The sequence below is a fragment of the Petropleomorpha daqingensis genome, from assembly GCF_013408985.1.
Lineage (GTDB): Bacteria > Actinomycetota > Actinomycetes > Mycobacteriales > Geodermatophilaceae > Petropleomorpha > Petropleomorpha daqingensis.
Genome location: NZ_JACBZT010000001.1, coordinates 4,745,894 through 4,769,431 on the forward strand (window position 1 = coordinate 4,745,894; position 23,538 = coordinate 4,769,431).

Annotated in this window: 21 protein-coding genes; 11 read left to right on the forward strand and 10 right to left on the reverse strand. The window is 75.2% G+C overall.

Annotation, left to right across the window (positions count from 1 at the left end; all coding sequences use genetic code 11):
• Nucleotides 1–37: 37 nt before the first annotated feature.
• Nucleotides 38–1,696 (forward strand): NAD(P)/FAD-dependent oxidoreductase, encoded by a 1,659-nt coding sequence (locus tag GGQ55_RS23395; protein WP_179720911.1) that lies wholly within the window; start codon nucleotides 38–40, stop codon nucleotides 1,694–1,696.
• Entirely contained in the window at nucleotides 1,693–3,153 is a 1,461-nt protein-coding gene (locus tag GGQ55_RS23400) for an ATP-binding protein (RefSeq protein WP_179720912.1), read from the forward strand. The genes GGQ55_RS23395 and GGQ55_RS23400 overlap by 4 nt, the downstream gene beginning before the upstream one ends.
• Here the strand turns inward: GGQ55_RS23400 and GGQ55_RS23405 are convergent.
• Nucleotides 3,141–3,335, reverse strand: a complete 195-nt coding sequence (locus tag GGQ55_RS23405; protein ID WP_179720914.1) for a hypothetical protein — start codon at nucleotides 3,333–3,335, stop codon at nucleotides 3,141–3,143. The genes GGQ55_RS23400 and GGQ55_RS23405 overlap by 13 nt on opposite strands.
• Nucleotides 3,336–3,451: 116 nt before the next feature.
• The gene (locus GGQ55_RS23410) at nucleotides 3,452–3,799 is read right to left on the reverse strand and encodes a UBP-type zinc finger domain-containing protein (RefSeq protein WP_179720916.1); all 348 of its coding nucleotides are present in this window, start codon (nucleotides 3,797–3,799) and stop codon (nucleotides 3,452–3,454) included.
• Nucleotides 3,800–3,860: 61 nt separating this feature from the next.
• Here GGQ55_RS23410 and GGQ55_RS23415 point away from each other — a divergent pair, with 61 nt between their 5' ends.
• Nucleotides 3,861–4,328 (forward strand): SixA phosphatase family protein, encoded by a 468-nt coding sequence (locus GGQ55_RS23415; RefSeq protein WP_366490089.1) that lies wholly within the window; start codon nucleotides 3,861–3,863, stop codon nucleotides 4,326–4,328.
• On the opposite strand, the gene GGQ55_RS23420 is transcribed toward GGQ55_RS23415, so the two are convergent.
• Together GGQ55_RS23420 and GGQ55_RS23425 are read right to left on the reverse strand one after the other, a co-directional pair.
• Nucleotides 4,300–5,106, reverse strand: a complete 807-nt coding sequence (locus tag GGQ55_RS23420; RefSeq protein WP_179720920.1) for a phosphotransferase — start codon at nucleotides 5,104–5,106, stop codon at nucleotides 4,300–4,302. The genes GGQ55_RS23415 and GGQ55_RS23420 overlap by 29 nt on opposite strands.
• Entirely contained in the window at nucleotides 5,103–6,068 is a 966-nt protein-coding gene (locus tag GGQ55_RS23425) for a sugar-binding transcriptional regulator (protein WP_179720922.1), read from the reverse strand. The genes GGQ55_RS23420 and GGQ55_RS23425 overlap by 4 nt, the downstream gene beginning before the upstream one ends.
• A 176-nt stretch (nucleotides 6,069–6,244) precedes the next feature.
• Between GGQ55_RS23425 and GGQ55_RS23430 the strand changes: the two genes are divergently transcribed.
• Genes GGQ55_RS23430 through GGQ55_RS23440 form a run of 3 tightly spaced genes read left to right on the forward strand, consistent with a single transcriptional unit; the run spans nucleotide 6,245 to nucleotide 9,272 of the window.
• The gene (locus tag GGQ55_RS23430; protein ID WP_179720924.1) at nucleotides 6,245–7,792 is read left to right on the forward strand and encodes a PTS mannitol transporter subunit IIBC; all 1,548 of its coding nucleotides are present in this window, start codon (nucleotides 6,245–6,247) and stop codon (nucleotides 7,790–7,792) included.
• Complete coding sequence (locus GGQ55_RS23435; RefSeq protein ID WP_179720926.1) at nucleotides 7,789–8,235, forward strand: PTS mannitol transporter subunit IIA; 447 nt, start codon at nucleotides 7,789–7,791, stop codon at nucleotides 8,233–8,235. The genes GGQ55_RS23430 and GGQ55_RS23435 overlap by 4 nt, the downstream gene beginning before the upstream one ends.
• Nucleotides 8,232–9,272: a zinc-dependent dehydrogenase gene (locus GGQ55_RS23440; protein ID WP_179720928.1), complete on the forward strand. Its 1,041-nt coding sequence runs from the start codon at nucleotides 8,232–8,234 to the stop codon at nucleotides 9,270–9,272. The genes GGQ55_RS23435 and GGQ55_RS23440 overlap by 4 nt, the downstream gene beginning before the upstream one ends.
• A 42-nt stretch (nucleotides 9,273–9,314) precedes the next feature.
• Here the strand turns inward: GGQ55_RS23440 and GGQ55_RS23445 are convergent, their stop codons facing one another.
• A complete protein-coding gene (locus GGQ55_RS23445) occupies nucleotides 9,315–9,452 on the reverse strand; it encodes a hypothetical protein (RefSeq protein WP_179720930.1) in 138 nt (45 codons plus the stop codon).
• A complete protein-coding gene (locus GGQ55_RS23450; RefSeq protein ID WP_179720932.1) occupies nucleotides 9,449–13,879 on the reverse strand; it encodes an HAD-IC family P-type ATPase in 4,431 nt (1,476 codons plus the stop codon). The genes GGQ55_RS23445 and GGQ55_RS23450 overlap by 4 nt, the downstream gene beginning before the upstream one ends.
• A 104-nt stretch (nucleotides 13,880–13,983) precedes the next feature.
• Between GGQ55_RS23450 and GGQ55_RS23455 the strand changes: the two genes are divergently transcribed.
• Nucleotides 13,984–16,716: an ATP-binding protein gene (locus tag GGQ55_RS23455; protein ID WP_179720934.1), complete on the forward strand. Its 2,733-nt coding sequence runs from the start codon at nucleotides 13,984–13,986 to the stop codon at nucleotides 16,714–16,716.
• Here the strand turns inward: GGQ55_RS23455 and GGQ55_RS23460 are convergent.
• Together GGQ55_RS23460 and GGQ55_RS23465 are read right to left on the reverse strand one after the other, a co-directional pair.
• On the reverse strand, nucleotides 16,689–17,123 hold the full coding sequence (locus tag GGQ55_RS23460; protein ID WP_179720936.1) for a MaoC family dehydratase: 435 nt from the start codon (nucleotides 17,121–17,123) through the stop codon (nucleotides 16,689–16,691). The genes GGQ55_RS23455 and GGQ55_RS23460 overlap by 28 nt on opposite strands.
• A gap of 1 nt (nucleotide 17,124) precedes the next feature.
• A complete protein-coding gene (locus GGQ55_RS23465; protein ID WP_179720938.1) occupies nucleotides 17,125–17,835 on the reverse strand; it encodes a PIG-L deacetylase family protein in 711 nt (236 codons plus the stop codon).
• A gap of 142 nt (nucleotides 17,836–17,977) precedes the next feature.
• Between GGQ55_RS23465 and GGQ55_RS23470 the strand changes: the two genes are divergently transcribed.
• The 3 genes from GGQ55_RS23470 (at nucleotide 17,978) to GGQ55_RS23480 (ending at nucleotide 21,000) form a co-directional block, all read left to right on the forward strand.
• The gene (locus GGQ55_RS23470) at nucleotides 17,978–18,550 is read left to right on the forward strand and encodes an OsmC family protein (RefSeq protein WP_179720940.1); all 573 of its coding nucleotides are present in this window, start codon (nucleotides 17,978–17,980) and stop codon (nucleotides 18,548–18,550) included.
• Nucleotides 18,551–18,616: 66 nt separating this feature from the next.
• Entirely contained in the window at nucleotides 18,617–19,858 is a 1,242-nt protein-coding gene (locus GGQ55_RS23475; protein WP_179720942.1) for a flavin-containing monooxygenase, read from the forward strand.
• Entirely contained in the window at nucleotides 19,855–21,000 is a 1,146-nt protein-coding gene (locus GGQ55_RS23480; RefSeq protein WP_179720944.1) for an NAD(P)/FAD-dependent oxidoreductase, read from the forward strand. The genes GGQ55_RS23475 and GGQ55_RS23480 overlap by 4 nt, the downstream gene beginning before the upstream one ends.
• A 15-nt stretch (nucleotides 21,001–21,015) precedes the next feature.
• Here GGQ55_RS23480 and GGQ55_RS23485 read toward each other — a convergent pair whose 3' ends face one another.
• Nucleotides 21,016–21,444 (reverse strand): ester cyclase, encoded by a 429-nt coding sequence (locus GGQ55_RS23485; protein ID WP_179720946.1) that lies wholly within the window; start codon nucleotides 21,442–21,444, stop codon nucleotides 21,016–21,018.
• 36 nt (nucleotides 21,445–21,480) lie between these two features.
• Here GGQ55_RS23485 and zwf point away from each other — a divergent pair, with 36 nt between their 5' ends.
• Nucleotides 21,481–22,971, forward strand: a complete 1,491-nt coding sequence (gene zwf, locus GGQ55_RS23490) for a glucose-6-phosphate dehydrogenase (protein WP_179720948.1) — start codon at nucleotides 21,481–21,483, stop codon at nucleotides 22,969–22,971.
• A gap of 6 nt (nucleotides 22,972–22,977) precedes the next feature.
• Here zwf and GGQ55_RS23495 read toward each other — a convergent pair whose 3' ends face one another.
• Nucleotides 22,978–23,409 (reverse strand): VOC family protein, encoded by a 432-nt coding sequence (locus GGQ55_RS23495; RefSeq protein ID WP_179720950.1) that lies wholly within the window; start codon nucleotides 23,407–23,409, stop codon nucleotides 22,978–22,980.
• Between the last annotated feature and the right edge of the window lie 129 nt (nucleotides 23,410–23,538).

Sequence of the window (23,538 nt, forward strand, 5' to 3'; positions counted from 1 at the left end):
GTTCTGCCCGACTCCGGTCCGGTGCAGGATCGACGGGGTGGGCAAACCCGTGCTGCTGTCGGTGGACGACGACCCCGGCGTCTCGCGGGCGGTCGCCCGCGATCTGCGCCGCAAGTACGGCGAGGACTTCCGCGTGCTGCGCGCCTCCTCGGCCGCCGAGGGGCTCGACGCGCTCCGAGAACTGAAGCTGCGCGGTGACGCGGTCGCCGTCCTGCTCGCCGACTACCGGATGCCGCAGATGAACGGCATCGAGTTCCTCGAGCAGGCGATGGACCTGTTCCCCCGCGCCCGCCGGGCGCTGCTCACCGCCTACGCCGACACCGAGGCCGCGATCCAGGCGATCAACCTCGTCGACGTCGACCAGTACCTGCTCAAGCCGTGGGAACCGGTCGAGGAGAAGCTCTACCCGGTCGTCGACTCGATGATCACCGCCTGGCGGGAGAGCAAGGACTCCGCGGTCGACGACGTCCGCATCGTCGGCCACCACTGGTCGGCGCCGTCGTACAAGGCGCGCGACTTCCTCGCCCGCAACGCCGTCCCCTACCGCTGGTACAGCGTCGAGGAGCCGGAGGGGCAGCGGCTGCTCGCGGCCGCCGAGGCGCGACCGGGCGACGTCCCGGTGATCGTGACGCCGGCCGGCACCGTGCTGCGCTCCCCCACCCCCACCGAGCTCGCCGCGGCCGTCGGCCTCGACGTCGAGCCGCGCACCGACTTCTACGACCTCGTCGTCGTCGGCGGCGGCCCGGCCGGGCTGGGCGCCGCGGTCTACGGCGCCAGCGAGGGCCTGCGCACCGTGCTGGTGGAGAAGCGGGCCACCGGCGGGCAGGCCGGGCAGAGCAGCCGGATCGAGAACTACCTGGGCTTCCCGGACGGCGTCTCCGGCGCGCAGCTGGCCGACCGGGCCCGCCGCCAGGCGCAGAAGTTCGGCGCCGAGCTGGTCACCGCCCGCAGCGTGGTCGCCCTGGAGGCCACCGGCTCCAGCCGCACCGTGCACTTCGACGACGGCAGCAGCATCGCCGCGCACGCCGTCGTCCTGGCCACGGGGGTGTTCTGGCGGTCGCTGGGCGCGCCGGGCTGCGCGGAGCTGACCGGCCGCGGCGTCTACTACGGCTCGGCGATGACCGAGGCCGCCGAGTGCGCCGACCAGGACGTGTTCATCGTCGGCGGCGCCAACTCCGCCGGGCAGGCCGCGGTGTTCTTCTCCCGGTACGCCAAGACCGTGCGGATGCTGGTCCGCGGGCCCTCGCTCGAGGCCTCCATGTCGCACTACCTGATCGAGCAGATCGCGCAGATCCCGAACATCGAGGTCCGCACCTGCACCGTCGTCGACGAGGTGCAGGGCGACGGGCACCTCGAACGCATCGTCCTGCGCGACGCGGTCGGCGGCGGCACCGAGCTGCTGCCGGCCAGCCACGTCTTCGTCTTCATCGGCGCGACGCCGCACACCGACTGGCTCGACGGGGTCGTCGCCCGCGACGAGCGCGGCTTCCTCCCCACCGGCCCCGAGCTGCTCGCCGACGGCCGCCGTCCGCCCGGGTGGTCGCTGGACCGCGACCCGTACTTCCTGGAGAGCAGCCTGCCCGGCGTGTTCGTCGCCGGCGACGTGCGGGCCGCGTCGGTGAAGCGGGTCGCCTCCGCCGTCGGCGAGGGCGCCATGGCGGTCACCCTCGTGCACCGCTACCTGGAGGAACGATGAGCGAGCACCTCACCCAGGACGAGCTCCGGAAGCTGTTCCTGTTCGCCGATCTCGCCGAGGACAAGCTGGACTGGGTGGCCGAGCACGGCGACGTCGTCGCCTACCCGGCGGGGTCGGTGGTCTCCGCCGAGGGCGCGCCCGCCGACTGCTTCTCGGTGCTGCTCGAGGGCACGATGACGATGTCGCGCCGGGTCGGTGCCGACGAGGTGGAGACGATCCGGACGGACGAGCCCGGTGTCTACTCCGGTGCCGTCCAGTTCTACTTCGGCGACCAGATCAGCCAGAACTACCCGGCCACCGTCCGGGCCATCACCGACTGCCGCTTCCTGCAGCTGCCGGCCGAGGAGTTCGGCGTCGCCTTCCGGCGCTGGTTCCCGATGTCGACGCACCTGCTGCAGGGCTTGTTCGTCGGCACCCGCAACACCAACGAGCTGATCGGCCAGCGCGAGCGGCTGCTCGCGCTCGGCAAGCTCACCGCGGGGCTGACCCACGAGCTGAACAACCCGGCCGCCGCGGCCGCCCGCGCCACCGCCGCGCTGCAGGACCGGTTCGCCGGGATGCGGCACAAGCTGGCCATGCTCGCCGACGGGCGGATCGACGGCCGGATGCTGGGCCAGCTCACCGAGCTGCAGGAGACGTTCGTGGCCCGCGTGGCCAGCGCCGGCGAGCTCTCGGCGCTGGAGCGCTCGGACGCCGAGGACGTCCTCGGTGACTGGCTCGAGGACCACGAGGTGCGCGAGCCGTGGCAGCTCGCGAGCGTCTTCGTCCCGGCCGGGCTGGGTCCTGCGGACCTCGAGAAGGTCGCGGACACCGTCGCCGAGGGCTGCCTCGAGCCGGCGCTGCACTGGCTGGGCTACACCGTGGAGACCGAGATGCTGCTCGCCGAGATCCGGGAGAGCACGCACCGCATCTCCGGCCTGGTCGACGCCGCCAAGCAGTACTCGCAGATGGACCGCTCGCCGCACCAGGACACCGACCTGCGGGTGGGCCTCGACGCGACGCTGGTGATGCTCAGCGCCAAGATCCCCTCGGGGGTCACCGTGGTGAAGGACTACGCCACCGACCTGCCGCTGGTGCCCGCCTACGCCGCGGAGCTCAACCAGGTGTGGACCAACCTGATCGTCAACGCCCTCGACGCCATGGCCGGCTCCGGCACGCTGACCCTGCGGGTGGCCCGGGACGGCGACTGCGCGCTGGTCGAGGTCGGCGACACCGGGCCGGGCATCCCCGAGGAGCTGCGCCGGCGGGTCTTCGAGCCGTTCTTCACGACCAAACCGGTCGGCCAGGGCACCGGGCTGGGGCTGGACGTCTCGTGGCGGATCGTGACCAACCGGCACGGCGGCGACCTGCGCGTCGTCTCGCAGCCGGGCGACACCCGCTTCCAGGTCCGCCTGCCGCTGACCGAGCCGTCGGCGGACGACGCCGCGGCCGACAGGCTGCTGTCTCAGGCCCCGTAGGCGAGCATCCGCGCGCGGCGGCGCTGCGCACGGCGAGCGACGACCAGCGGCGCGAGCCAGGTCCAGAACTGCTGGCGCCGGAGCCGGCGGGCGGCGGCGCGGGTGAGGCCGGCGAACTGCGGATCGGCGGCGAGGCCGGTGCGGATGGCGTCGAACTGGCGTCGTTCAGCGTGCGAGAGCAAGGACGTTCTCCGGGTTTCGGTGCAGCGGGCGCGACCGGGCGGTCCTCGGGGGAGCTACCCGGGAGGACGCCGGCCAACCGGGAGTGACGAACCGACCCCGGAGTTCGTTCCGGCGCTCAGTGCAGGTGCAGCCGCCAGTCCGCCGGAACGCGGCCGATCGGCCCCGGCGCCGGCTGGCTGACCGGGTGCGCCGCCGGCGGCGTCAGCTCAGGTCCGCGGGCGTAGTCCTCGCGCGTGAAGTCCCAGAACCAGTCCTCGCCCGGTTCGTAGCTGCGGATGACCGGGTGACCGGAATCACGCGCATGCCCGCGGGCGTGCTGGGACGGCGAGGAGTCGCAGCAGCCGATGTGCCCGCACTGGGCGCACCTGCGGAGGTGGAACCACCATCCGCCGCTCTGCTCGCACTCGACGCAGCCGGGGCCGGACGGCGGGACGCTCGGGTCGATGCCGGGGATCGCGGTCACCGGGTCAGTCCACCAGCCGGACCGCGTCCGGCGGAAGGGCGCCCGGTGCCACACTCGCGGTGTGGCCGCCCTCCTGCTGATCCGCCATGCCCAGGCCGGCACCGCGCCGCTCGACGTCGACCGGCCGCTGACCGGGCACGGCACGGAGCAGGCCCGGGCGATCGGCGCGTGGCTGGCCGAGCGGGGGCTGGTGCCCGACCGCGTCGTCGTCTCCCCCGCGCGCCGGGCGGTGCAGACCTGGGCGGCGGCAGCCGAGGGTCTGGGCTCCGCGGAGCCGGTGATCGACCCGCGGATCTACGACAACACGTTCGACGCGGTGCTCGCGGCGATCCGCGAGACGCCCGAGGAGGTGCGGTGCCTCGCCGTCGTCGGGCACAACCCCTCGATCGGCGGCCTGGCCTCCGAGCTCGCGCCCGGCGTCGACGGGTTCCCGGCCGGAGGCGTGGCCGTGTTCGAGCTGACCGGCACCGTCGCCGCGCTCGCCCCGGGCGCCGCGACGCTCAGGGACGTCCACCTGCCCGGCCGCTGAGCGCCGTCCGCAGGGCCGGCTCGCTGTCGGCCAGCCACCGGCCGTAGGCCTCCGCGCTCAGCCGGGCCTCGGACCGCGCGTAGGCCGAGAATCCCTCGTGCCCGGCGGCGACGTACCGCTCGATGAGCTCGCCGAACCACGCCTGGTTCTGCCGCACCGCGACCGCGAACAGCGACGGGTCGACGTCCTCGGCCCCGTAGGCGTCGAGGAACACCCGCAGCCGCTCGAACGCGGCGCCACGGCGGGGGTCGTGGATGTGCGTGTCGGGCCGCAGCGGCGCCCACTGGCGCGCCGCGCACGCGAGGTCCCACAACCGGGAGCCGGGGGCGGCGAGGTCGAAGTCGATGAGCGCGACCGCCCGGCCGTCGCGGAAGACGACGTTGTCGAGGTTCGGGTCGTTGTGGCTCACCAGCTCGCCGGCGAAGGGGGCCGGCGGCGACTGCGGCCAGCGCACGGAGCCGGGGTCGAAGTCGGCCACGGCCCGGTGGTAGGCCCGCAGCAGCTCGGCGACGCTGACCAGGGCCTCCTGCGTGAAGGCCCAGTCCGGATAGGGCCGGATCACCGTCTCGCCCGGGATGTAGCCGAGCACCTCGCGCCCCTGATCGTCGATGCCCAGCAGGCGCGGGGCACCGTCGAACCCGACCGCCGCGAGGTGCCGCAGCAGCGCGTGCGTCGCCGGGCTGGTCGCCCGCAGCGGACGCCGGACCGTGTCCCCGATGCGCACCACCCGGCCCCGGTTGGCGACGCCGCCGGGCAGCAGCACCTCCCGCTCCGTCACGCCGCCTCGAGGAGGGCCTGGGCGACCGGGCCGTGCGTGACCAGGCCGCGCACCAGCCCGCTGCGCAGCGCGGCGCGCACGGCCGGGACCTTGGTCGTTCCGTAGGCGATCGCGACCACCTCCGGGATCGATCGCATCTGCTCGGCGTCGATCCCGATCATGCGGTCGGAGAGGCCGGTCCGCACGGGGGTGCCGTCCTCGGTGAGGAAGACCCCGGAGACCTCCGCGCAGACGCCGAGCCGGCGCAGCTCCCGCCGGTCGTGCTCCTTGACCGTGTCGTAGAGCGTCGACTGGCCCGGCGCCCAGAGCCCGACTCCCATGACCGCCGTGGTGACCCGCGGCAGCTGCGCGAACGCCAGCGCGACCTCGCGCTGCTCGCGCAGCGCCCGGGCGGTCGCCGCGTCGGGCAGCGTGAACGGCGCGTAGAAGACGTACGCCGGCCCACCGGCGGCCCGGGCGACGTCGCGCACCACGTCGATCGAGCTGTCGTCGCCGTCCGGCATCGAGACCGCACCGGTCAGCTGGACGACCGGGACGGCGGCGAGGCGGGGCAGCGCCCTGGCCATGGCCCCGACCGAGCGAGACCACGCGACGCCGAGGACGTCGTCCGGGCCGGTGATCTCGGCGAGCAGGTCGGCGGCCACCTGACCCAGGTGCTTGCGCAGCGCGTCGGCGGAGTCAGCGGAGTCGGGGGCGCTGTCGGTGTCGACGACGACGGCGTGTCGCAGGCCGAAGGCGGACTGCAGGCGCGCCGACAGGTCGACGTCGATCAGCCCCTTGTGCCCGATCTCGATGCGCACCAGGCCGCTCGTCCGAGCGGCCTCGAGGAGCCGGGCGACCTTGAACCGGCTCAGCCCGAACTCGTCGGCGATCTCCAGCTTGGAGCGCCCGTCGATGAAGTACCGGCGGGCGATCGACGCGGACAGCACGAGGGACGCGGGTCGGGTCAGCCGGCTGATCATCCGTCCTCCTGCTCATATGAGCGCTTCGCGCCCATATTTCCACCAAAGCGTTGACGCCGGAAGAAGTGGCTCCTGACACTTCTGCCGCACTCGGTTTCCTTCCTTGCCCACTCCGGTCCACCCCGCGGCAACGAACCCGCGGCACAGGGGCCGATCACGGAGAGCAGAGGCAGACAGTGACCGCATCAGTCGCGACGCCGGCCAAGTCGTCGAGCGCTCGGGTCGCCGTCCAGAAGTTCGGGACGTTCCTGTCCGGGATGATCCTGCCCAACATCGCGGCGTTCATCGCCTGGGGTTTCATCACCGCCTTCTTCATCCAGACGGGATGGACGCCGGTGGCCCGCCTCGGCGGCTTCCCCGACGCCTCCGGCGAGCACACGGGCCTCGTCGGCCCGATGATCACCTACCTGCTCCCCCTGCTGATCGCCTCGCAGGGCGGCCGGATGATCTACGGCACCCGCGGGGCCGTGGTCGGCTCGGTGGCCACCATGGGCGTGATCATCAGCACCGACCAGCCGATGTTCCTCGGCGCGATGATCATGGGCCCGCTCACCGCCTGGCTCATGAAGCAGGCCGACAAGCTCTGGGACGGCAAGATCAAGCCGGGCTTCGAGATGCTGGTCAACAACTTCTCGGCCGGCATCCTCGCGGCGGGCGTGGCGATCGTCGCGTTCTTCGCCTTCGGCCCGGTGTTCGAGGCGATCGCCAAGGGCGCCGGAAAGGGCGTGGACTGGCTGATCGCGCACAGCCTGCTGCCGCTGGCCAGCCTCATCATCGAGCCGGCGAAGATCCTCTTCCTCAACAACGCGGTCAACCACGGCGTGCTGACCCCGCTGGGCGTCGACCAGGCGGCCCAGCACGGCAAGTCGATCCTCTTCCTGCTCGAGGCCAACCCCGGTCCCGGGCTCGGGCTGCTGATCGCCTACTCGATCTTCGGCACCGGCCTGGCCAAGAGCACGGCGCCCGGCGCGGCGGTCATCCAGTTCTTCGGCGGGATCCACGAGATCTACTTCCCGTACGTGCTGGCCAAGCCCGCCCTCCTCGCGGCCATGATCCCGGCCGGCATGGTCGGCATCGGCACGCTGCTGATCTTCAACGCCGGCCTGCGCGCTCCCGCGGCTCCCGGCTCGATCATCGCGGTGCTCGCGCAGACCCCGAGCGGCAGCTTCGCCGGCGTGATCGCCTCGGTGGTGCTGGCCGCGGCGACGTCGTTCATCCTCTCCTCGATCATCCTGCGCGCCGGCCGGAGGCGGGCCGGGGCCGAGATCGACCTGGCCGCGGCCACCGCCCAGATGGAGTCGCTGAAGGGCTCGAAGAGCAAGGTCGCCGGCGCGCTGCGCAGCCCGGAGGAGGCCGCCGCCGAGCGGTTCGAGGCGCACGCGGAGGAGGCCGAGGAGGCGCACGAGGCGCTCAGCCACCGCGCGCCGATCCACCGCATCGTCTTCGCCTGCGACGCCGGCATGGGCTCGAGCGCGATGGGCGCGAGCGTCCTGCGCAAGAAGATCCAGAAGGCCGGCTTCGACGACGTCACGGTCACCAACCTGGCGATCGCCAACCTGACCGACGACATCGACCTGATCGTCACGCACCAGGACCTGACGGCGCGGGCGGAGAGCATGTCGCCGTCGGCCCAGCACGTCTCGGTCGAGAGCTTCCTCAACAGTCCCAAGTACGACGAGATCGTCGAGCAGCTCAAGCGCACGAATGCGTCGGCCGCGCGATGAGCGACATCCTGACCCCGGCCCTGGTCCGGGTGCCCGGCCGGGCGGTGAGCAAGGACGACGCGATCCGCGAGGCGGGCCAGCTGCTGGTCGACGCCGGCGCGGTCCTGCCCGAGTACGTGGACGCGATGTTCGAGCGGGAGAAGTCGGTGTCCACGTACATGGGCAACTACCTCGCCATCCCGCACGGGACGAACGAGGCGAAGGACGCGATCAGGAGCTCCGCGCTGTCGGTGGTGCGCTACGACGCGCCCATCGACTGGGATGGCAACGAGGTGCGCTTCGCCGTGGGCGTGGCGGGGGTGGACAACGGCCACCTGGAGATCCTCAGCCGGATCGCGATCGTGTTCTCCGATCCCGACGAGGTCGACACGCTGCTCGCGGCGGGCTCGGCCGACGAGCTCTACCAGCTGCTGGCGGCCGTGAACGAGGAGGACGAGGCATGAAGGCCGTGCGGTTCTACGCGCCGGAGGACGTCCGCGTCGAGGACGTGCCGGAGCCCGACTGCGGCCCGGACGAGGTCAAGCTGCGGGTGCGCAACTGCTCCACCTGCGGCACCGACGTCAAGATCCTCCACAACGGGCACCAGAACCTGAGCCCGCCGCGCACCATGGGCCACGAGATCGCCGGTGAGGTGGTCGAGGTCGGCCGGGACGTCGCGGGGTGGTCGGAGGGCGACCGGGCCCAGGTGATCGCCGCGGTGCCCTGCGGCGAGTGCTACGAGTGCCGCCGGGGGTGGATGGCGGTCTGCGCGAACCAGACCTCGGTCGGCTACCAGTACGACGGCGGTTTCGCCGAGTACCTGGTCGTGCCGCGGCAGGTGCTGAAGGTGGACGGGCTCAACCGGATCCCCGAGAACATCGGGTTCGACGAGGCCTCGGTCGCCGAGCCGTTCGCCTGCGCGATCAACGCGCAGGAGCTCGTGCACGTCGGGGACGGCGACACCGTCGTCGTCTTCGGGGCCGGGCCGATCGGCTGCCTGCACACCCGGCTGGCGCGGGCCAACGGGGCCGAGCGGGTCTTCCTCGTCGACGTCCTCGCCGACCGGCTGGCGATGTCGGCCGAGGCGGTCAAGCCCGACGAGGTGATCAACGGCAGCGAGGTCGACGTCGTCCCCTACGTCAAGGAGCTCACCGGCGGCCGCGGGCCGGACGTCGTCATCACCGCGACCGCCGCCAACGTCGCGCAGGAGCAGGCGATCGAGATGGCCGCCCGCCGGGGGCGGATCTCCTTCTTCGGCGGGCTGCCGAAGACCAACCCCTACATCCGGTGCGACTCCAACCTCGTGCACTACCGCGAACTGATGATCATGGGCGCCAACGGCTCGGCTCCGTCGCACAACAAGCGGGCGCTGGAGTACATCTCCAGCGGTCAGGTGCCGGTGAAGGACCTGATCACCGAGCGCCTGCCGCTGGACCGCACGCTCGACGCGTTCGGCATCGTCGCCCGCGGCGAGGCGATCAAGGTCACCGTCGAGCCCTGACCTCCGGCCCCGGGGTGCGGGCCGCCCCCGGGGCCGGCGGCGTCAGTCGCCGCGGCCGAGGTCGTCGTCGACGGACGTCTCCCCCGCCGTCCGGCCCCCTCCGGCGTGCCGGACGTCGCGCTCCTCGTCGTCCGGGGTCGGTTCGGGCGTCGGTTCGGGCGTCGGTTCGGGTTCGGTCATGACGCACCTCCGGTTCGCATCGTCGACAGCAGGTGGGGCAGCACTTCGGCGCCGGCCGTCCCGGCCGCCGCCCAGGCCAGCACGACCAGCCAGGACAGCGGGTCCAGCGGCTGGCAGCCGAAGAACCCCGACAGCCCAGGCGTCTGGACGACGACGGCGAGGACGGCGAGCGAGCCGGCCGCGGTGGCGAGCACGAGCGGGCTGCGCCGGCCCATCCACGCGGTCTGGCCCAGCTGCGTGGCGATCAGCGCGGCCAGGCCCATCGTCCCGGCGCGGCCGCGCAGCCCGGTCATCCGGCCCACCGCCCAGGCACCGGTCGCGCCGGCCGCGGTCGCCACGCCGCGCGTGAGCACCACCCGGCGCAGCTCGTCGGTGAAGTCGCGGTGCGGCCCGGCGGCGAGCACCTCGCCGAGCGGGTGCGCGGCCAAGGGGCCTTCGGCGTCCGAGGGGGCCGTCGTCCGCGGCGCGGCGACCGCGACCGCCAGCGCCGGGAACATGTCGGTGAGCAGGTTGACCAGCAGCAGCTGCCGGGTGCCGATCGGCGCGCGGCCGCCGAACGCCGTCCCGAGGACGGTGAAGGCCACCTCGCCGGCGTTGCCGCCGACCAGCACCGACACCGCGTCGCGCACCCGCGACCACATGGCCCGGCCCTCGGCGATCGCGTCGACCAGCCGCGTCAGGTCGACGTCGGTGAGCACGAGGTCGGCCGCGGTCCGCGCGGCGGGCGACTCGGCGCCGGAGACCCCGACTCCGACGTCGGCCAGCCGGATCGCCGCGGCGTCGTTCACGCCGTCGCCGGTCATCGCCAGGGTGGCGCCGGTCCTCCGCAGCGCGCCGACCAGCAGCACCTTCTGCTCGGGCGAGCGCCGGGCGAACACCGTCGCCTCCCGCACCAGCCGCGCCCGTTCGGCGTCCGAGGCCCGGGCGAGCTGCGCGCCGGTGACGACCTGGTCGGCGCCGGGGACGCCGGCCTGCGCGGCGATCGCGCCGGCGGTCTCCGGGTGGTCGCCGGTCGCGACCAGCACCCGCACCCCGGCGGCGCGCAGCTGCTCGATCGCGGCCACCGACGAGTCGCGCAGCGTGTCGGCCAGGGCGACCAACCCGCGCAGGGTGAGCTCCTCGGCCGCCTCCTGCAGGTCGTCGGGCCCGCCGTCGAGCGAGCGGTCGGCCACGGCGAGCACCCGCAGGCCCTCGCCGGCCAGCTGCTGCACCCGGTCGCGCAGGTCGGGGCCGCCCGCACACCGGCGCAGCACCTCCTCCGGTGCACCCTTGACCACCAGCCGCCCGTCCCGCACTGCCGCGGAGAACCCGCGCCCGGCGGCGAACGGCAGCGAGGCGTCGGGGTCGCCGTCGGGCGCCACCCCGGCCGACCGGGCGGCCTCGGCGACGGCGCGGTCGGTCTCGTGCGCGGCGTCGTCCCCGCTGCCCATCCCCGCGGCGGCCAGCCGCAGGACGCCGTCCTCGTCGAGGTCGCCGCAGGGCACCAGCCGCGCCACCCGCAGGCGGTTCTCGGTCAAGGTGCCGGTCTTGTCGAAGCAGACGGTGTCGACCCGGCCGAGCGCCTCGAGCACCCGCGCCGAGCGCACGACGGCGCCGCGCCGCGACAGCCGCTGCGCCGCCGCCTGCTGGGCCACGGTGGCCACCAGCGGCAGCCCCTCCGGGACCGCGGCGACGGCCACCGCGACGCCGTCCCGGACCGCCTCGCGCAGCGGCCGCCGCCACAGCACCCCGAGCAGGGTGACCGCGGCGCCGCCGGCGAGGGTCAGCGGCAGGACGCGGCGGGTCAGCTCGCCGAGCCGCGCCTGCACGCCGGCCGGCGGGGCGGCGCCCCCGGCCGCCCGCGCGGCCCGGCCGGCCTGGGTGGCCTCGCCGACGGCGACGACGACCGCCCGCCCGGACCCGGCCACCACCGTCGTCCCGTCGAAGAGCATGCAGCTGCGGTCGCCGACCTCGGCGCCGGGCGTGGCCGCCGGCGACTTGCCCACCGCCAGTGACTCGCCGGTCAGGTTCGACTCGTCGACCTCCAGGTCGGTGACCTCAAGCAGGCGGGCGTCGGCGGCCACGACGTCGCCCGGCTCCACGACGAGGACGTCGCCGACCCGGACGGCGCTGCCCGGCACCTCCTCGACCCGCCCGTCGCGCTCCCGGCGGGCGCACACGTCCTGCTCCAGCAGCAGCGACTCCAGCGCGGTCTCGGCGCGCAACCGCTGCCACCCGCTGATGAGCGCGTTGCCCACGGTCACGCTCCCGACCAGCACGGCGTCCGTGGCCTCGCCGAGCATCGCCGTGGCCGCCGCACCGGTCCCCAGGATCGGGGTCAGCGGGTCGGCCAGCTCCGCGACGACGGTGCGCGCGTAGCGCGCCGGCAGCCGGAGCTGCGCGGACCCGAGAACCGCCCGCACCGGGGCCGGCGCGCGGGACTCCGTCGGCTCGCGGTCCGCCGGGAACTCGGCCAGCCGCCGCTGAACCTCTTCGGCGTCCAGCGCGTGCCAGGGGGTGTGCACGGTGACCGGCGGCGCGGGACGGGCGGCGACGTGCGCCGCCGTCCAGGTGCCGCTGGCCATGGCCCACAACGTCGCCGACTTGCCGGGGGCGGTGGCCTTCGCCTGCCCGTAGCGGGCGCTGCCCACCGCGGCCAGCAGCGAGCCGAGCACGTTGCCGGTGATGGCGGTCTCCACGCTGCGCCGGCTCACCGCGCGGGCGTCGGCGGTGGCGGCCACGACCAGGCAGGCGTCGACCAGGCCGGGGCAGGTGACCAGGTCGGCGCCCCACGCCGGGGCCCGGCCGGGCCGGACCGGCGCCACGGCGACGTCGGCGGCCAGCAGCGCCGGGCCGTCCGCGGCGGAGACCAGCAGCACCCCGCGCCCCTCGCCCTGCAGCCGCCGGACCGTCTCCAGCAGCGGCGCGTCGCTGACCTCGTCGGCCATCCCGCCGACCTCGCGGGTGCCGACGTGCGCGGTGAGCACCACCCGGGCGCCGCTCTCCGCGGCCGCCGACAGCAGCGCCTCGGCGTGCGGATCGAGCTCCGGCGCCACGGTGACGACGCCGACCCGGCGCCGGCCGTCGAGCAGCGAGCGCAGCTCTCCGCCCGGCGCGTCCGGGGACCGGCGCCCCGGTCCCAGCCGCAGCCGGCCGGCCGCGGGATCGCCGCCGAGCAGCCGGGTGGCCGCCGTCCAGACGTCGGCGACGTCCCACCCGTCGGCGGCCTGCGCGTCGAGCACGACCGGCGGCCCGGTGCACAGCGCGTCGCCGTCCAGCACGACCGTGTCGATGCGGTCGAGCCGGCGGAAGGCCGTGCCGTCCATCGGCAGCACGCCGCGGCGGGACAGGAGCAGGTCCAGCGTGGCGGCGAACGACTCGCGGCCCTGGACGGCGGCCTTCGGGGTCAGCGCCTTCATCAGGTCCGCCGAGCGGCCGGGCCGGCGGGTCAGCGGGAGCAGCGCGACGGCCCCGAGCAGCTCGGTCGGCCCCAGCCGCGCCCGGTAGCGCTCGATCGGGCCGTCGGGCAGCGGGGCGGGCCGCGGGCCGGGGGCGGCGACGTCGTCGTCCGGCTGCTCGAGCTCGGGGCCGCAGAGCTCGTGCTCGCGGCGGCGCCAGACCTGCCGGCGGGCGCGCATCTCCAGCGCCTCCTGCACGGCGGCCGCGGCGTTGAGCGCGGGGACCGTCGGGCTCTGGGTGAGCGCGTGCAGCAGCGCGCTGGTGCCGGTGAACACCAGGTCGGTGCCGATCGGGCCGATCCGGTCGGTCAGCCGCGTCTTGATCCACTCCTGGCTGTCGAGCAGGGCGACGGCGAGCGTGGCGTGCCGGTGCAGCGCGGGCACGGGCAGGTACTTGGCGGCGAACGCCACGCCAACGGCGGCGGTGTCGATCGCGGCGTCCACCAGGGCGGCGAGCACCGGCTCGAGGTCGGCCGGGTGGTCGGTCCGCAGCGGGTAGAGCCGCCGGGTGCCGCGCGCCTGCTCGACGGCCGCCACCACGCCGACGACGTCGCCCACGCCCACCCGGCGCTCGTCGATCGCGACCAGCACCCGCCCGGCCACCTCGTTCACCGTCGCCCACGAGACGCCGTCGAGCCGCTCCAGCGTGCGGCGCAGCGAGCGGTGCGCCTCCGCCGGCTGGTCCGGCAGGCCCAGCTCGACCTGCACGTGCCCGCGGTCGGCCCACACCCGCGGGGTGTGCCGGGTCGTCGGCGGTTCCACCATCGCGCGAGCGGCGTCCACGACGGAGTGCACGTGCCCGTCGGGCATCGGGTCGGCGCCGGTCACCACCGTGCCGACGGTGCGGGTGGCCGACTCGGCCAGGCTGCGGACGGCGCGGACGCCCGAGCGGGCCGAGTCCGACAGCAGCCCGGCGGTGAGGACGGCGGGAGCGGCGGCCAGCCCGGCGCCGATCGCGGCCAGCCGCACCCCGGCCCGCAGCACAGCCATCGGCGTCCCCCTGTCGGCTGCCCCGGACGCTATCCCTTTACCCGGTGCCCAGCGCGCGGGAGCCTTCCCACGAATCGGAGAGACGGTCGACAGGAAGTGCCGCGATGGACGTGACCGTCCGGCTGCTGGGCGGGTTCGAGGTCGTCGTCGACGGTCGTGCCGTGCCCTCCACCCACTGGCGGCGGCGCTCGGCCGCCTCGCTGGTCAAGCTGCTCGCGCTCGCGCCCGGGCGGCGGATGCGGCGCGACGAGGTGATCGACGCCCTCTGGCCCGACCTGCTGGTCGACGAGGCGGCCCCGCGGCTGCACAAGGCCGCGCACTACGCCCGGACGGCGCTCGGCGCGCGGGACGGCGTCGTCCTGGCCGACGACGCGGTCAGCCTGCTGCCGGCCGCCGACGTCCGCCTCGACGTGACCGACTTCGAGCAGGCCGCCGAGCCCGACGCGGCGCTGGACAGCTACGCCGGCGACCTGCTGCCCGACGACGTCTACGAGCGGTGGACCGAGGAGCACCGCGACCGGCTGCGGCTGCGCCGGCTGGCCCTGCTGCGCCAGACCGGGCGCTGGGCGACGCTGGTCGCCGCCGACCCGCTGGACGAGGAGGCGCACCTGCGGCTGGTGCGCGAGCACGTCGACGCCGGACGACGGGCGGCCGCGCTGCGCCAGCTGCAGGCGCTGGCCGCGGTCACCGGCACCGAGCTGGGCACCGGGCTGAGCCCGGCCGCGGTCGCCCTGCGCGCCGAGGCCCTCGCCCTGCCGCCGGAGGCCGCCGACGGCGGCCGCCCGGTCCGGCGGACCACCCCGCTGCCGCTGCCGGCGACGACGACGATCGGCCGCGACTGGGACCGCGCCCGGGTGCAGGAACTGCTCGAGCACTCCCGCGTGGTCACCCTGATCGGGCCGGGCGGGGTGGGCAAGACCCGGCTGGCCGTCGAGACCGCGCTCGAGCGCAGCCGCGGCACCGACACCGAGGCCGCGTTCGTCGACCTGACCCGGGTCGGCGACGCAGGCCTCGTCGCCGACCTGGTCTGCAGCGAGATCGGCGTGCACGTCGGCTCGGCCGACGGCGCCGAGCGGGCGCTGGTCGAGGCGCTGCGCCGCCGGTCGCTGCTGCTCGTGCTGGACAACTTCGAGCACGTGGCCGCGGCGGCGCCGCTGGTCAGCCGGCTGGCCGCACGCGCCCCCGAGGTGACGGTGCTAGTCACCAGCCGCGCCCGCCTGCACATCGCCGGCGAGCGGATCTACGACGTCCCGCCGCTGCCGGTGGCCGGCGACGGCGCCGCGGTCGCCCTGTTCTGCCAGGCCGCGACCGCGGTCGACCCCGACTTCGACCTGTCCGCGCACCTGGCCGACGTCGTGGCGATCTGCCGGCAGGTCGACGGGCTGCCGCTGGCCATCGAGCTGGCCGCCGGGCACGTGCGGACCCTGTCCCCCGCCGCCCTGCGCGCCCGGCTGGGCCTGCGGCTGGGCTCACCGGTCGGCGCCCCCCGGGACAGCCCGGAGCGCCAGCTCACCATCCCGGCGACGATCGACTGGAGCCTGCAGCTGCTCGGCGCGCCCGAGCAGGAGCTGTTCGCCGCGCTCGGCGTCTTCGCCGGTCCGGTGGAGGTCGAGGCGGTCGAGGCGGTCTGCGGCGAGGTCGTGCCCGACGCCGTCGCCGCGCTGTCCCGGCTGGTGGACTCCAGCCTCGTGCGCCGGGTGACCGGCCGCCGCGGGGAGCCGCGGTTCCGGCTGCTGGAGCTCTTGCGCCAGCGCGCCCGGGAGCTGCTGCCCGAGCCCGTCGGCGAGCGCCTGCGGGCCCGGCACGCCGCCTGGGTGGCCGCGACGCTCGACGAGCTCGACGGCCGCAAGTGGACCGAGCCGCAGCCGTGGATCGACCGGATCACCGACCTGCAGCCGGAGATCCGGGCCGCGCACGCCGACGCGACCCGGCGCGGCGACCGGACGACCGCGGCCCGGATCGCGGCGGCCATGGGCACCTTCTGGCACCGGGAGGGGCACCACGACGAGGGGATGCGGTGGGTCGGTGCCGCGCTGCGGGACGGCGGGGAGCTGGACGGGCAGCTGCTGGGCCGGTTGCACGTGGCGGCCGGCACGACGATCTGGACGCACGACTCGCTGGCTGCGCGCGAGCACTGGGCCCGGGCGGCGGAGCTGTTCCGCCGGCACGGCAGCGACCGCTACCTCGCCTACGCGCTGGGGCTGACCGCGGTGACGTTCGTCGGCGACCCCGCGGCGTATCCGGAGGCGCTGCGGCAGTCCGACGAGAGCATCGCGCTGGCCCGCCGGGTCGACGAGGCCGCGCTCACCGCCCAGCTGCTGTGCATCAAGGGCGAGCTGACCCGGGTGCACGGCGACGACGCCACCGCGCGGTCGGTGTACGAGGAGGGCCGCCGCCTCGCCGAGGACGTCGGGGACGGCGTCCTGCTCAGCATGCTGACGGCCAACCTGGGCTACCTCGCCGAGCACCGCGGCGACCAGGCCGAGGCCGCGCGGCTGCACCGGGAGGGGCTGGGGCTGGCCTGGGCGCAGGGCCGGCGGCTGGTGGCCGCGTGGATCCTCGGCGAGACCGCCGGCCCCGAGCTCGCCCTCGGCCGGCCCGAGCACGGGGCACGGATGATCGGCGCGGCCGACCGCGCGCTCGACGACCTCGGGGTGCACCGCGCCCCCGGCGACAGCCCCGAGTACGACCGCGTGGTCGCGGCGCTCCGGGCCGCGCTCGGCGACGCCGGCTACGAGCGGGCCACCGCCGACGGCGCCCGGCTGACCCTCGACGAGGCGGTCGCCGTGGCCCTGGCCGGGCCGCCGGTTCAGCTCGCGGCGCCCGCCGTCTCCTGAACCGCCGCCGCCACGACGGGGTCGCGCCAGACCACGGCGGTCCCGTCGAGGACGACGGCGCCGTCCTGGTTGGTGATCGACGTCGCGAGCGTGCTGACCGGCTTGTCCTCGCGGACGCCGGTCACCTCCACCCGGGCGGTGAGCACGTCGCCGGGCCGCACGGCCACCCGGAAGTTCCAGGTCACGTTGAGGAAGACGCTGCCCGGGCCGGGCAGCTCCTCGGCCACGACCGCGTTGAGCAGCCCGCTGGTCACCCCACCCTGGACGACGATGCCGCCGAACCGCGAGCGCGCGGCCAGCTCCTCGTCGTAGTGCACCGGGTTGCGGTCCCCGGTGAGCTCGGTGAACAGCTCGATGTCCTGCGCGCGCACGGTCCGGGTCCTGGTCGCGCTGTCGCCCACCTGCATGTCACGCAGCCTCCTCCTCTTCCAGTGCGGCGCGGGCGGTCCGCGCCGCGACGAACGTCTCGGTGCTCCACCAGTCGCGGTAGCGCGGCTCCCCGACCAGCGCGATCAGCCCGGCGGTCTGCGAGCGGTGCGCCACGAGGGCCGCGATCTTGGCGTCGAGCAGCTCCCCGGACAGGCGCGAGGCGTAGGCCGGGTCGGCGGCGGGCTCCGGCGGGCCGGTCATCCACACCCCGGTCTCGGCGCACAGCGCGCCCCACTCGTCGAGCCACTCGCCGGTCAGCGCGGCGTACCAGAGCTCGGCGCCGGTGCCCTCGACCGCGCGGGTCGTCCAGGCCGAGACGGCGCGGTGGTCGTCGTGCCCGGTCATCCCGTCCGGCCCGAAGGTGAGGACCAGGTCGGGGCGGACGTCGGCGACGACGGCGGCGACCGCGGCCACCCCGACCTCCTCGGGGACCCGGTCCAGGCAGCCGTCGGTCAGCGGGACGGCCGCACGCAGCCAGCGGTGCTCGGTCACGCCGATCGCGGCGAGGCTCGCGGTGAGCTCGCCCGCGCGGATCCGCGCGGCCGCGGGGTCGGTCAGGCCGGCCTCGCCGCGGGTCGCCGTCGCCACCACCACCCGGTGTCCGGCGGCGCGCGCGGCGGCGAGGAAGCCGGCGCAGAGATAGGCCTCGTCGTCCGGGTGCGCCCAGACGCCCAGCACGGTTCGCGTCATGCCGCCACGGTCGGCCGCCGGTCTTCCGGAGACCTTCCGCGGCGCGGACCGGGCGGGCACCGGCGTGGAAGGCCGGAGGAAGGCGCCGTTCCTAGCGTCCGCGGCGTCCCGATCCACCTCCCCTCCCGAGGAGTTCCCTCCCATGACCGAGACCATGAGCCGCCCGGCCCGCAACGGCGTCGACGTCCCCACCCTGTTCGCCACGCTCGACGCGGTGAAGGGCGCCCCGCAGCTGGCCGACTTCCAGTTCCGCGCCACCAACACCTGGGTGAGGGGCACCCACAGCCGCAGCACGATCCAGGGCTTCTACGGCGCCGGCCAGGAGGACGCCAGCCGGACCGAGGCCTTCTCCTACGACGCCGACCACCCCGCCGTCCTGGTCGGCACCAACCACGGCCCGACGCCGGTGGAGTTCCTGCTGCACGCGATCGCCGCCTGCATCACCAGCGGCCTGGCCAACATCGCCTCGGCTCGCGGCATCGACCTGACCCGGGTGGAGTCCACCGTCGAGGGCGACATCGACCTGCTCGGCATCCTCGGCCTCGACCGCGAGGTCCGGAACGGCTACTCGCAGATCCGGGTGCACTTCACCGTCGAGGGCGACGCCTCCCCCGAGCAGCTGGCCGAGCTGGTCGAGCAGTCCCGCCGCCGCTCGGCCGTCTTCGACGTCCTCTCCAACGGCACCGACGTCCGCATCGACGTCACCACCCCCTGATCCCCCGTCGGTGGCCGGCCCGCCTCGCCGCAGGCCGGCCACCGGGACCCTTCCCTGGAGCCCCTCATGAGCACCGTTCCCGTCGCCGTCCTCGGTGCCGGCCAGGCCGGCCTGGCGGTCAGCCGCCTGCTGACCGGGTCCGGGGTCGAGCACGTCGTCCTCGACCGCGGCCGGCCCGCCGAGACCTGGCGCGCCCGCCCGTGGGAGTCGCTGCGCCTGCTCACGCCCAACTGGATGAGCCGGCTGCCCGGCTGGTCCTACCGCGGCCTCGACGAGCACGGCTTCATGACCGCCCGCGAGGTGGCCGCCTACCTCGCCGCCTACGCGCGCTCGTTCGCCGCCCCGGTGGTGGGCGGCGCCGAGCTGGAGTCGGTCCGGCCGGCCGCCGGCGGCTACCGGGTCGACACCGCCGCCGGGTCGTGGACGGCCCGCACGGTCGTGGTGGCGACCGGCTGGTGCCAGTCGCCCGCCGTCCCGGACGTGGCCGGCGCCCTCGACCCCCGGATCGCCCAGGAGACCGCCGCCTCCTACCGCAGCCCGGCCGCGCTGCCCGGCGGCCGCGTCCTCGTGGTCGGCGCCTCCGCCTCCGGCGTGCAGCTGGCCGACGAGCTGGCCGCCGCCGGCCGCGACGTCGTCCTGGCCACCGGCGCGCACACCCGGCTGCCGCGCACCTACCGCGGGCTGGACATCCTCTGGTGGCTGTCGACCATGGGCGTGTTCGACCGTGAGTTCCGCGCGACCGGCGGGGCCGACCCCTCGCTGCAGCTGATCGGCCGCCCCGACCGCCGCGACGTGGACCTGCCCGCGCTGCAGCGGCGCGGCGTCTCGCTGGCCGGCCGGGTCGTGTCGGTCGAGGGCAGCAAGGTGCGGTTCGCCCACGACCTGCCCGAGACGACGGCGGCCGCCGACGCCCGCATGAGCGCCCTGCTGCACCGCATCGACGCCTACGCCCACGCGGTGGGACTCGACGACGAGATCGAGCCGCTGCCCCCGCCGCTGCCCGCGGCGCGGACCGACGCCGCCGCCGGCGAGCTCGACCTGGCCGCCGCCGGGTTCGGCACGGTGCTCTGGGCGACCGGCTACCGCCGGGACTACCCCTGGCTGCACGTGCCCGTGCTCGACGCGGCCGGGGAGATCCGGCACGTCCGCGGGGACACCCCCGCCCCGGGCCTGCACGTGGTCGGCATGCGCCGGCAGACCCGGCGCAGCTCCACCTTCCTGGACGGGGTGCGGCACGACGCCGCGCTGGTCGTCGACGCGGTTCTCGCCGAGCTCGGCGCGACCCGGTCGGTGGAGGTGGCGGCATGACCGCCCGGTGGGACGCCGTCGTCGTCGGCGGCCGGCTCGCCGGCTCGGCCACGGCGATGCTGCTGGCCCGGGCCGGGATGCGGGTGCTCTGCCTGGACCGCGCGCGGCGCGGCAGCGACACCGTGTCCACCCACGCGCTCATGCGGGCCGGGGTCCTGCAGCTGTCGCGGTGGGGCCTGCTCGACGAGATCCGCGCGGCGGGCACCCCGCCGGTGCACCGCATCGTCTTCCACTACGGCGACGAGACGGTGCGCATCTCGGTCCGGCCGGGCGCCGGCGTCGACGCGCTCTACGCGCCCCGGCGCACCGTGCTCGACCCGGTGCTGGCCGAGGCCGCGTCCCGGGCCGGCGCCACGATGCGCTACGGCACCGCGGTGACCGACCTGCTCCGGGAGGACGACGGCCGGGTCACCGGCGTGGTCGTCGACGGGTCGCACGAGGAACGGGCACCGCTGGTGATCGGCGCCGACGGTCGCAACTCCGTCGTCGCCGACGCGGTGGCCGCGCCGGTGCGCTACACCGCGCACTCCGCGACCGACTGGCTCTACGGCTACTGGGCCGACCTGCCCGCCGACGGCTACCACTGGTACTACCGGCCCGGGGTCACGCTCGGCGCGATCCCCACCAACGACGGGCTGACCTGCGTGCTGGCCGGCAGCCGGCCCGAGGTGGTGCGGCAGCTGGTGGGCTTCGGTGGGCCGGAGTCGGCGGTGCGGGCGCTGGCCGGCTCCACCCCGCTCGGGTCGCACCTGCGGCGCGCCGGCCGCGCGTCCGGGGTCCGGTTCTTCCGCGGGGCGCCGGGCCGGTTGCGGGTGCCGTACGGCCCGGGCTGGGCGCTGGTCGGCGACGCCGGCTACTGGGAGGACCCGCAGTCGACGCACGGCATGACCGCGGCGCTGCGGGACGCCGAGCTGCTGGCCCGCGCGCTGCTGCGGGCGCCCGGCCCGGGCCGGGCGCAGACGGCGGCGCTGGCCGAGTTCGCCGCGCAGCGCGACGCCCTGTCGCTGCCGATGCTGCGGGTGGTCGAGCGGCTGGCCGCGCACGACTGGGACCTGCCCACCGTGCGGGAGCTGCTCATGGAGATGGCCTCGACGATGACCGACGAGGTCGAACTGCTGCAGGGCCTCCCGGCGGCCGCGTAGGCCTGAGGTGGTCACCTACGCCAGGGGCAGGCGGACGGCGCCGACGGCGGCGAGAGCGCCGAGCTCGTCGGCGACCATGGTGATCGCGCTGATCCGCCCGTCGGTCAGGGTGAGGACGTCGATCACCCGCAGCTGCAGGTGCTGCCCGGTCGCGGCCAGCGGACCGGCGGCGGTGGCCAGCGGACCGACCTGCCGGCCGCCCAACCGGAAGGCCACCGCCACCTTGCCGTCGCCCTCGACCACCTCCAGCACCTCGCGCAGCGGCTCCTCGAACACCCGCTGCAGCGCCCGGGCGCGCGCGACCAGGTCCGCGGCGGTCAGCTCGGCGCCGTTCACCCGCACCGGGTCGGTGTAGAGCGCCCGGAACGCGTCGGCGGCCGCGGCGTCGTCGTCCGGGAGCGGGTCGGTCCACAGCCGCAGCAGCCGGTCGACGTCGAAAGCCATGTCGGAGGAGTCTCCCGGCGCGGTAGAACTCTCGCCATGGCCAGCGACTCAGAACGCAAGTCCCCGCCGTGTGTGCTGGTCATCTTCGGCGCGTCCGGTGACCTGACCGCCCGCAAGCTGCTGCCCGCGCTCGAACGGCTGGCCGCGTACGGCGCGCTGCCCGACGAGGTCGCGCTGGTCGGGGTCGCCCGCACGCCGATGAGCGACGAGGAGTTCGGCTCCTACTGCCGGGAGAAGGTGTCGCGCGGCGGGAACCAGCGGTGGGACGAGCTGGCCAAGACCGCCCGCTACGTGCACGGCGACTACGACGACCCGGCCACGTACGAGCGGCTGGCCGAGGTGCTCGGCGAGTGCGACCGGACGGCGGGCACCGGCGGCAACCGGGTCTACTACTTCTCCACCCCGCCGCGGCTGTTCGGGCCGATCGCGCTCAGCCTCGGCAAGGCCGGGCTGTCGGTGCCCGAGGGCGACTCCTTCGTCCGGGCGGTCATCGAGAAGCCGTTCGGCTACGACGAGTCGAGCGCCCGCGATCTCTACGCCGACCTGTCGTCGGCGTTCACGGAGGAGCAGATCTTCCGCATCGACCACTACCTGGCCAAGGAGACGGTGCAGAACCTCCTGGCCCTGCGGTTCGCCAACTCGATCTTCGAGCCGATCTGGAACCGCACGTGGGTCGACAACGTGCAGATCACCGTCGCCGAGACCCTCGGCGTGGGACAGCGCGGCGGCTTCTACGAGACCGCCGGCGCGATGCGCGACATCGTGCAGAACCACGTGCTGCAGATCCTGTCGCTGTTCCTCATGGAGCCGCCGACGTCCTTCCACCCCGAGGCGATCCGCGACGAGAAGGTGAAGCTGCTGCGGGCGATCCGGCCGCTGGAGACCGAGAGCGAGATCGCCGCCCGCGCCGTCCGCGGCCAGTACACCCGCGGGGGCACCCGCGAGGAGCTCATGCCCGGCTACCGGGAGGAGCCCGGCGTCGACCCGCTGAGCTCGACGGAGACCTTCGTCGCGCTGCGGCTGGAGGTGGCCAACTGGCGCTGGAACGGCGTCCCGGTCTACGTGCGCACCGGCAAGCGGCTGCCCGCGCGGGTGACCGAGGTGTCCATGGAGTTCCACCGGCCGCCGCAGCTGCCGCTGTTCCCGGGCACGTCCGGTGGGCTGGAGCCCGACGCGCTGATCGTGCGCGTGCAGCCCGACGAGGGGCTCTCGCTGCGCTTCGGCGCGAAGGTGCCCGGCCACGCGTTCCGCGTGCAGAAGGCGTCGATGGACTTCTCCTACCGGAGCTTCGAGGAGGAGTCGATCGACGCCTACGAGCGGGTCATCCTCGACGCGCTCATCGGCGACCCGACCCTGTTCATCCGCGCCGACGAGGTCGGCCGGTCGTGGAAGATCGTCGACCCGGTGCTGCAGGCCTGGGCGAACGACTCGCACCCGATCCCGCTGTACCAGGCGGCGACGTGGGGCCCGCCGGAGGCGGCGGCCCTCATCGAGCGCGAGGGCCGCCGCTGGCGGGTCTCCAGCTGAACCCGGTCAGGTCCCCGGTGGGGCGAACAGCTCCAGCGGGATGCCGTCGGGGTCCTTGAACGCCAGCCCGGAGCCGTAGTGGGCGTCCACGATCGCGCCGCGGACGATGCCCAGCTCGTCGAGCCGGCGCGCCCAGGCGGCGAGCTCGGCGCGGTCGGCCACCCCGAAGGCGATGTGGTCCATGCCGAGCCGGCGCGGGTCCGGGGCGCTCTCGTCGACGCCGGAGCCGAACTGGTGCAGGCCGAGCATCGTCCCGTTCAGCACGAAGACGGCGTGCCGGAACGGGCCGGTGTCCTCGTCGAGCACGGGCTCGGCCCCGACCAGGCGGGCGTACCAGGGGACGCTCACCTTCAGGTCGCGGACGGTCAGCGCCGCGTGGGTGATGGCGCCCAGCGTGGGCGTGCCGGCCCGGGCGGGGACGGTCTCGGTGGCGGTCATGGTTCCTCCTCGTGGGGACGGCGCCGGTCCCTCCTGCGCCGACGACGAGGAGGGTCGGCGGGCGCGATTCCGACCCGCTTCCGGCGGCGCGGTCGCGGTGGAAGAGTGCGGAAGTCCTCAGGGGGCCGC

What these genes read in the sequence shown, in the direction of transcription:
- GGQ55_RS23450 (WP_179720932.1), bottom strand. Translation starts at nt 13,879, where the DNA reads ATGGCTGTGCTGCGGGCCGGGGTGCGGCTGGCCGCGATCGGCGCCGGG.
- GGQ55_RS23495 (WP_179720950.1), bottom strand. Translation starts at nt 23,409, where the DNA reads ATGACCGCCACCGAGACCGTCCCCGCCCGGGCCGGCACGCCCACGCTG.
- zwf (WP_179720948.1), top strand. Translation starts at nt 21,481, where the DNA reads ATGGCCAGCGACTCAGAACGCAAGTCCCCGCCGTGTGTGCTGGTCATC.
- GGQ55_RS23435 (WP_179720926.1), top strand. Translation starts at nt 7,789, where the DNA reads ATGAGCGACATCCTGACCCCGGCCCTGGTCCGGGTGCCCGGCCGGGCG.
- GGQ55_RS23455 (WP_179720934.1), top strand. Translation starts at nt 13,984, where the DNA reads ATGGACGTGACCGTCCGGCTGCTGGGCGGGTTCGAGGTCGTCGTCGAC.
- GGQ55_RS23480 (WP_179720944.1), top strand. Translation starts at nt 19,855, where the DNA reads ATGACCGCCCGGTGGGACGCCGTCGTCGTCGGCGGCCGGCTCGCCGGC.
- GGQ55_RS23425 (WP_179720922.1), bottom strand. Translation starts at nt 6,068, where the DNA reads ATGATCAGCCGGCTGACCCGACCCGCGTCCCTCGTGCTGTCCGCGTCG.
- GGQ55_RS23470 (WP_179720940.1), top strand. Translation starts at nt 17,978, where the DNA reads ATGACCGAGACCATGAGCCGCCCGGCCCGCAACGGCGTCGACGTCCCC.
- GGQ55_RS23485 (WP_179720946.1), bottom strand. Translation starts at nt 21,444, where the DNA reads ATGGCTTTCGACGTCGACCGGCTGCTGCGGCTGTGGACCGACCCGCTC.
- GGQ55_RS23400 (WP_179720912.1), top strand. Translation starts at nt 1,693, where the DNA reads ATGAGCGAGCACCTCACCCAGGACGAGCTCCGGAAGCTGTTCCTGTTC.
- GGQ55_RS23465 (WP_179720938.1), bottom strand. Translation starts at nt 17,835, where the DNA reads ATGACGCGAACCGTGCTGGGCGTCTGGGCGCACCCGGACGACGAGGCC.
- GGQ55_RS23460 (WP_179720936.1), bottom strand. Translation starts at nt 17,123, where the DNA reads ATGCAGGTGGGCGACAGCGCGACCAGGACCCGGACCGTGCGCGCGCAG.
- GGQ55_RS23475 (WP_179720942.1), top strand. Translation starts at nt 18,617, where the DNA reads ATGAGCACCGTTCCCGTCGCCGTCCTCGGTGCCGGCCAGGCCGGCCTG.
- GGQ55_RS23445 (WP_179720930.1), bottom strand. Translation starts at nt 9,452, where the DNA reads ATGACCGAACCCGAACCGACGCCCGAACCGACGCCCGAACCGACCCCG.
- GGQ55_RS23440 (WP_179720928.1), top strand. Translation starts at nt 8,232, where the DNA reads ATGAAGGCCGTGCGGTTCTACGCGCCGGAGGACGTCCGCGTCGAGGAC.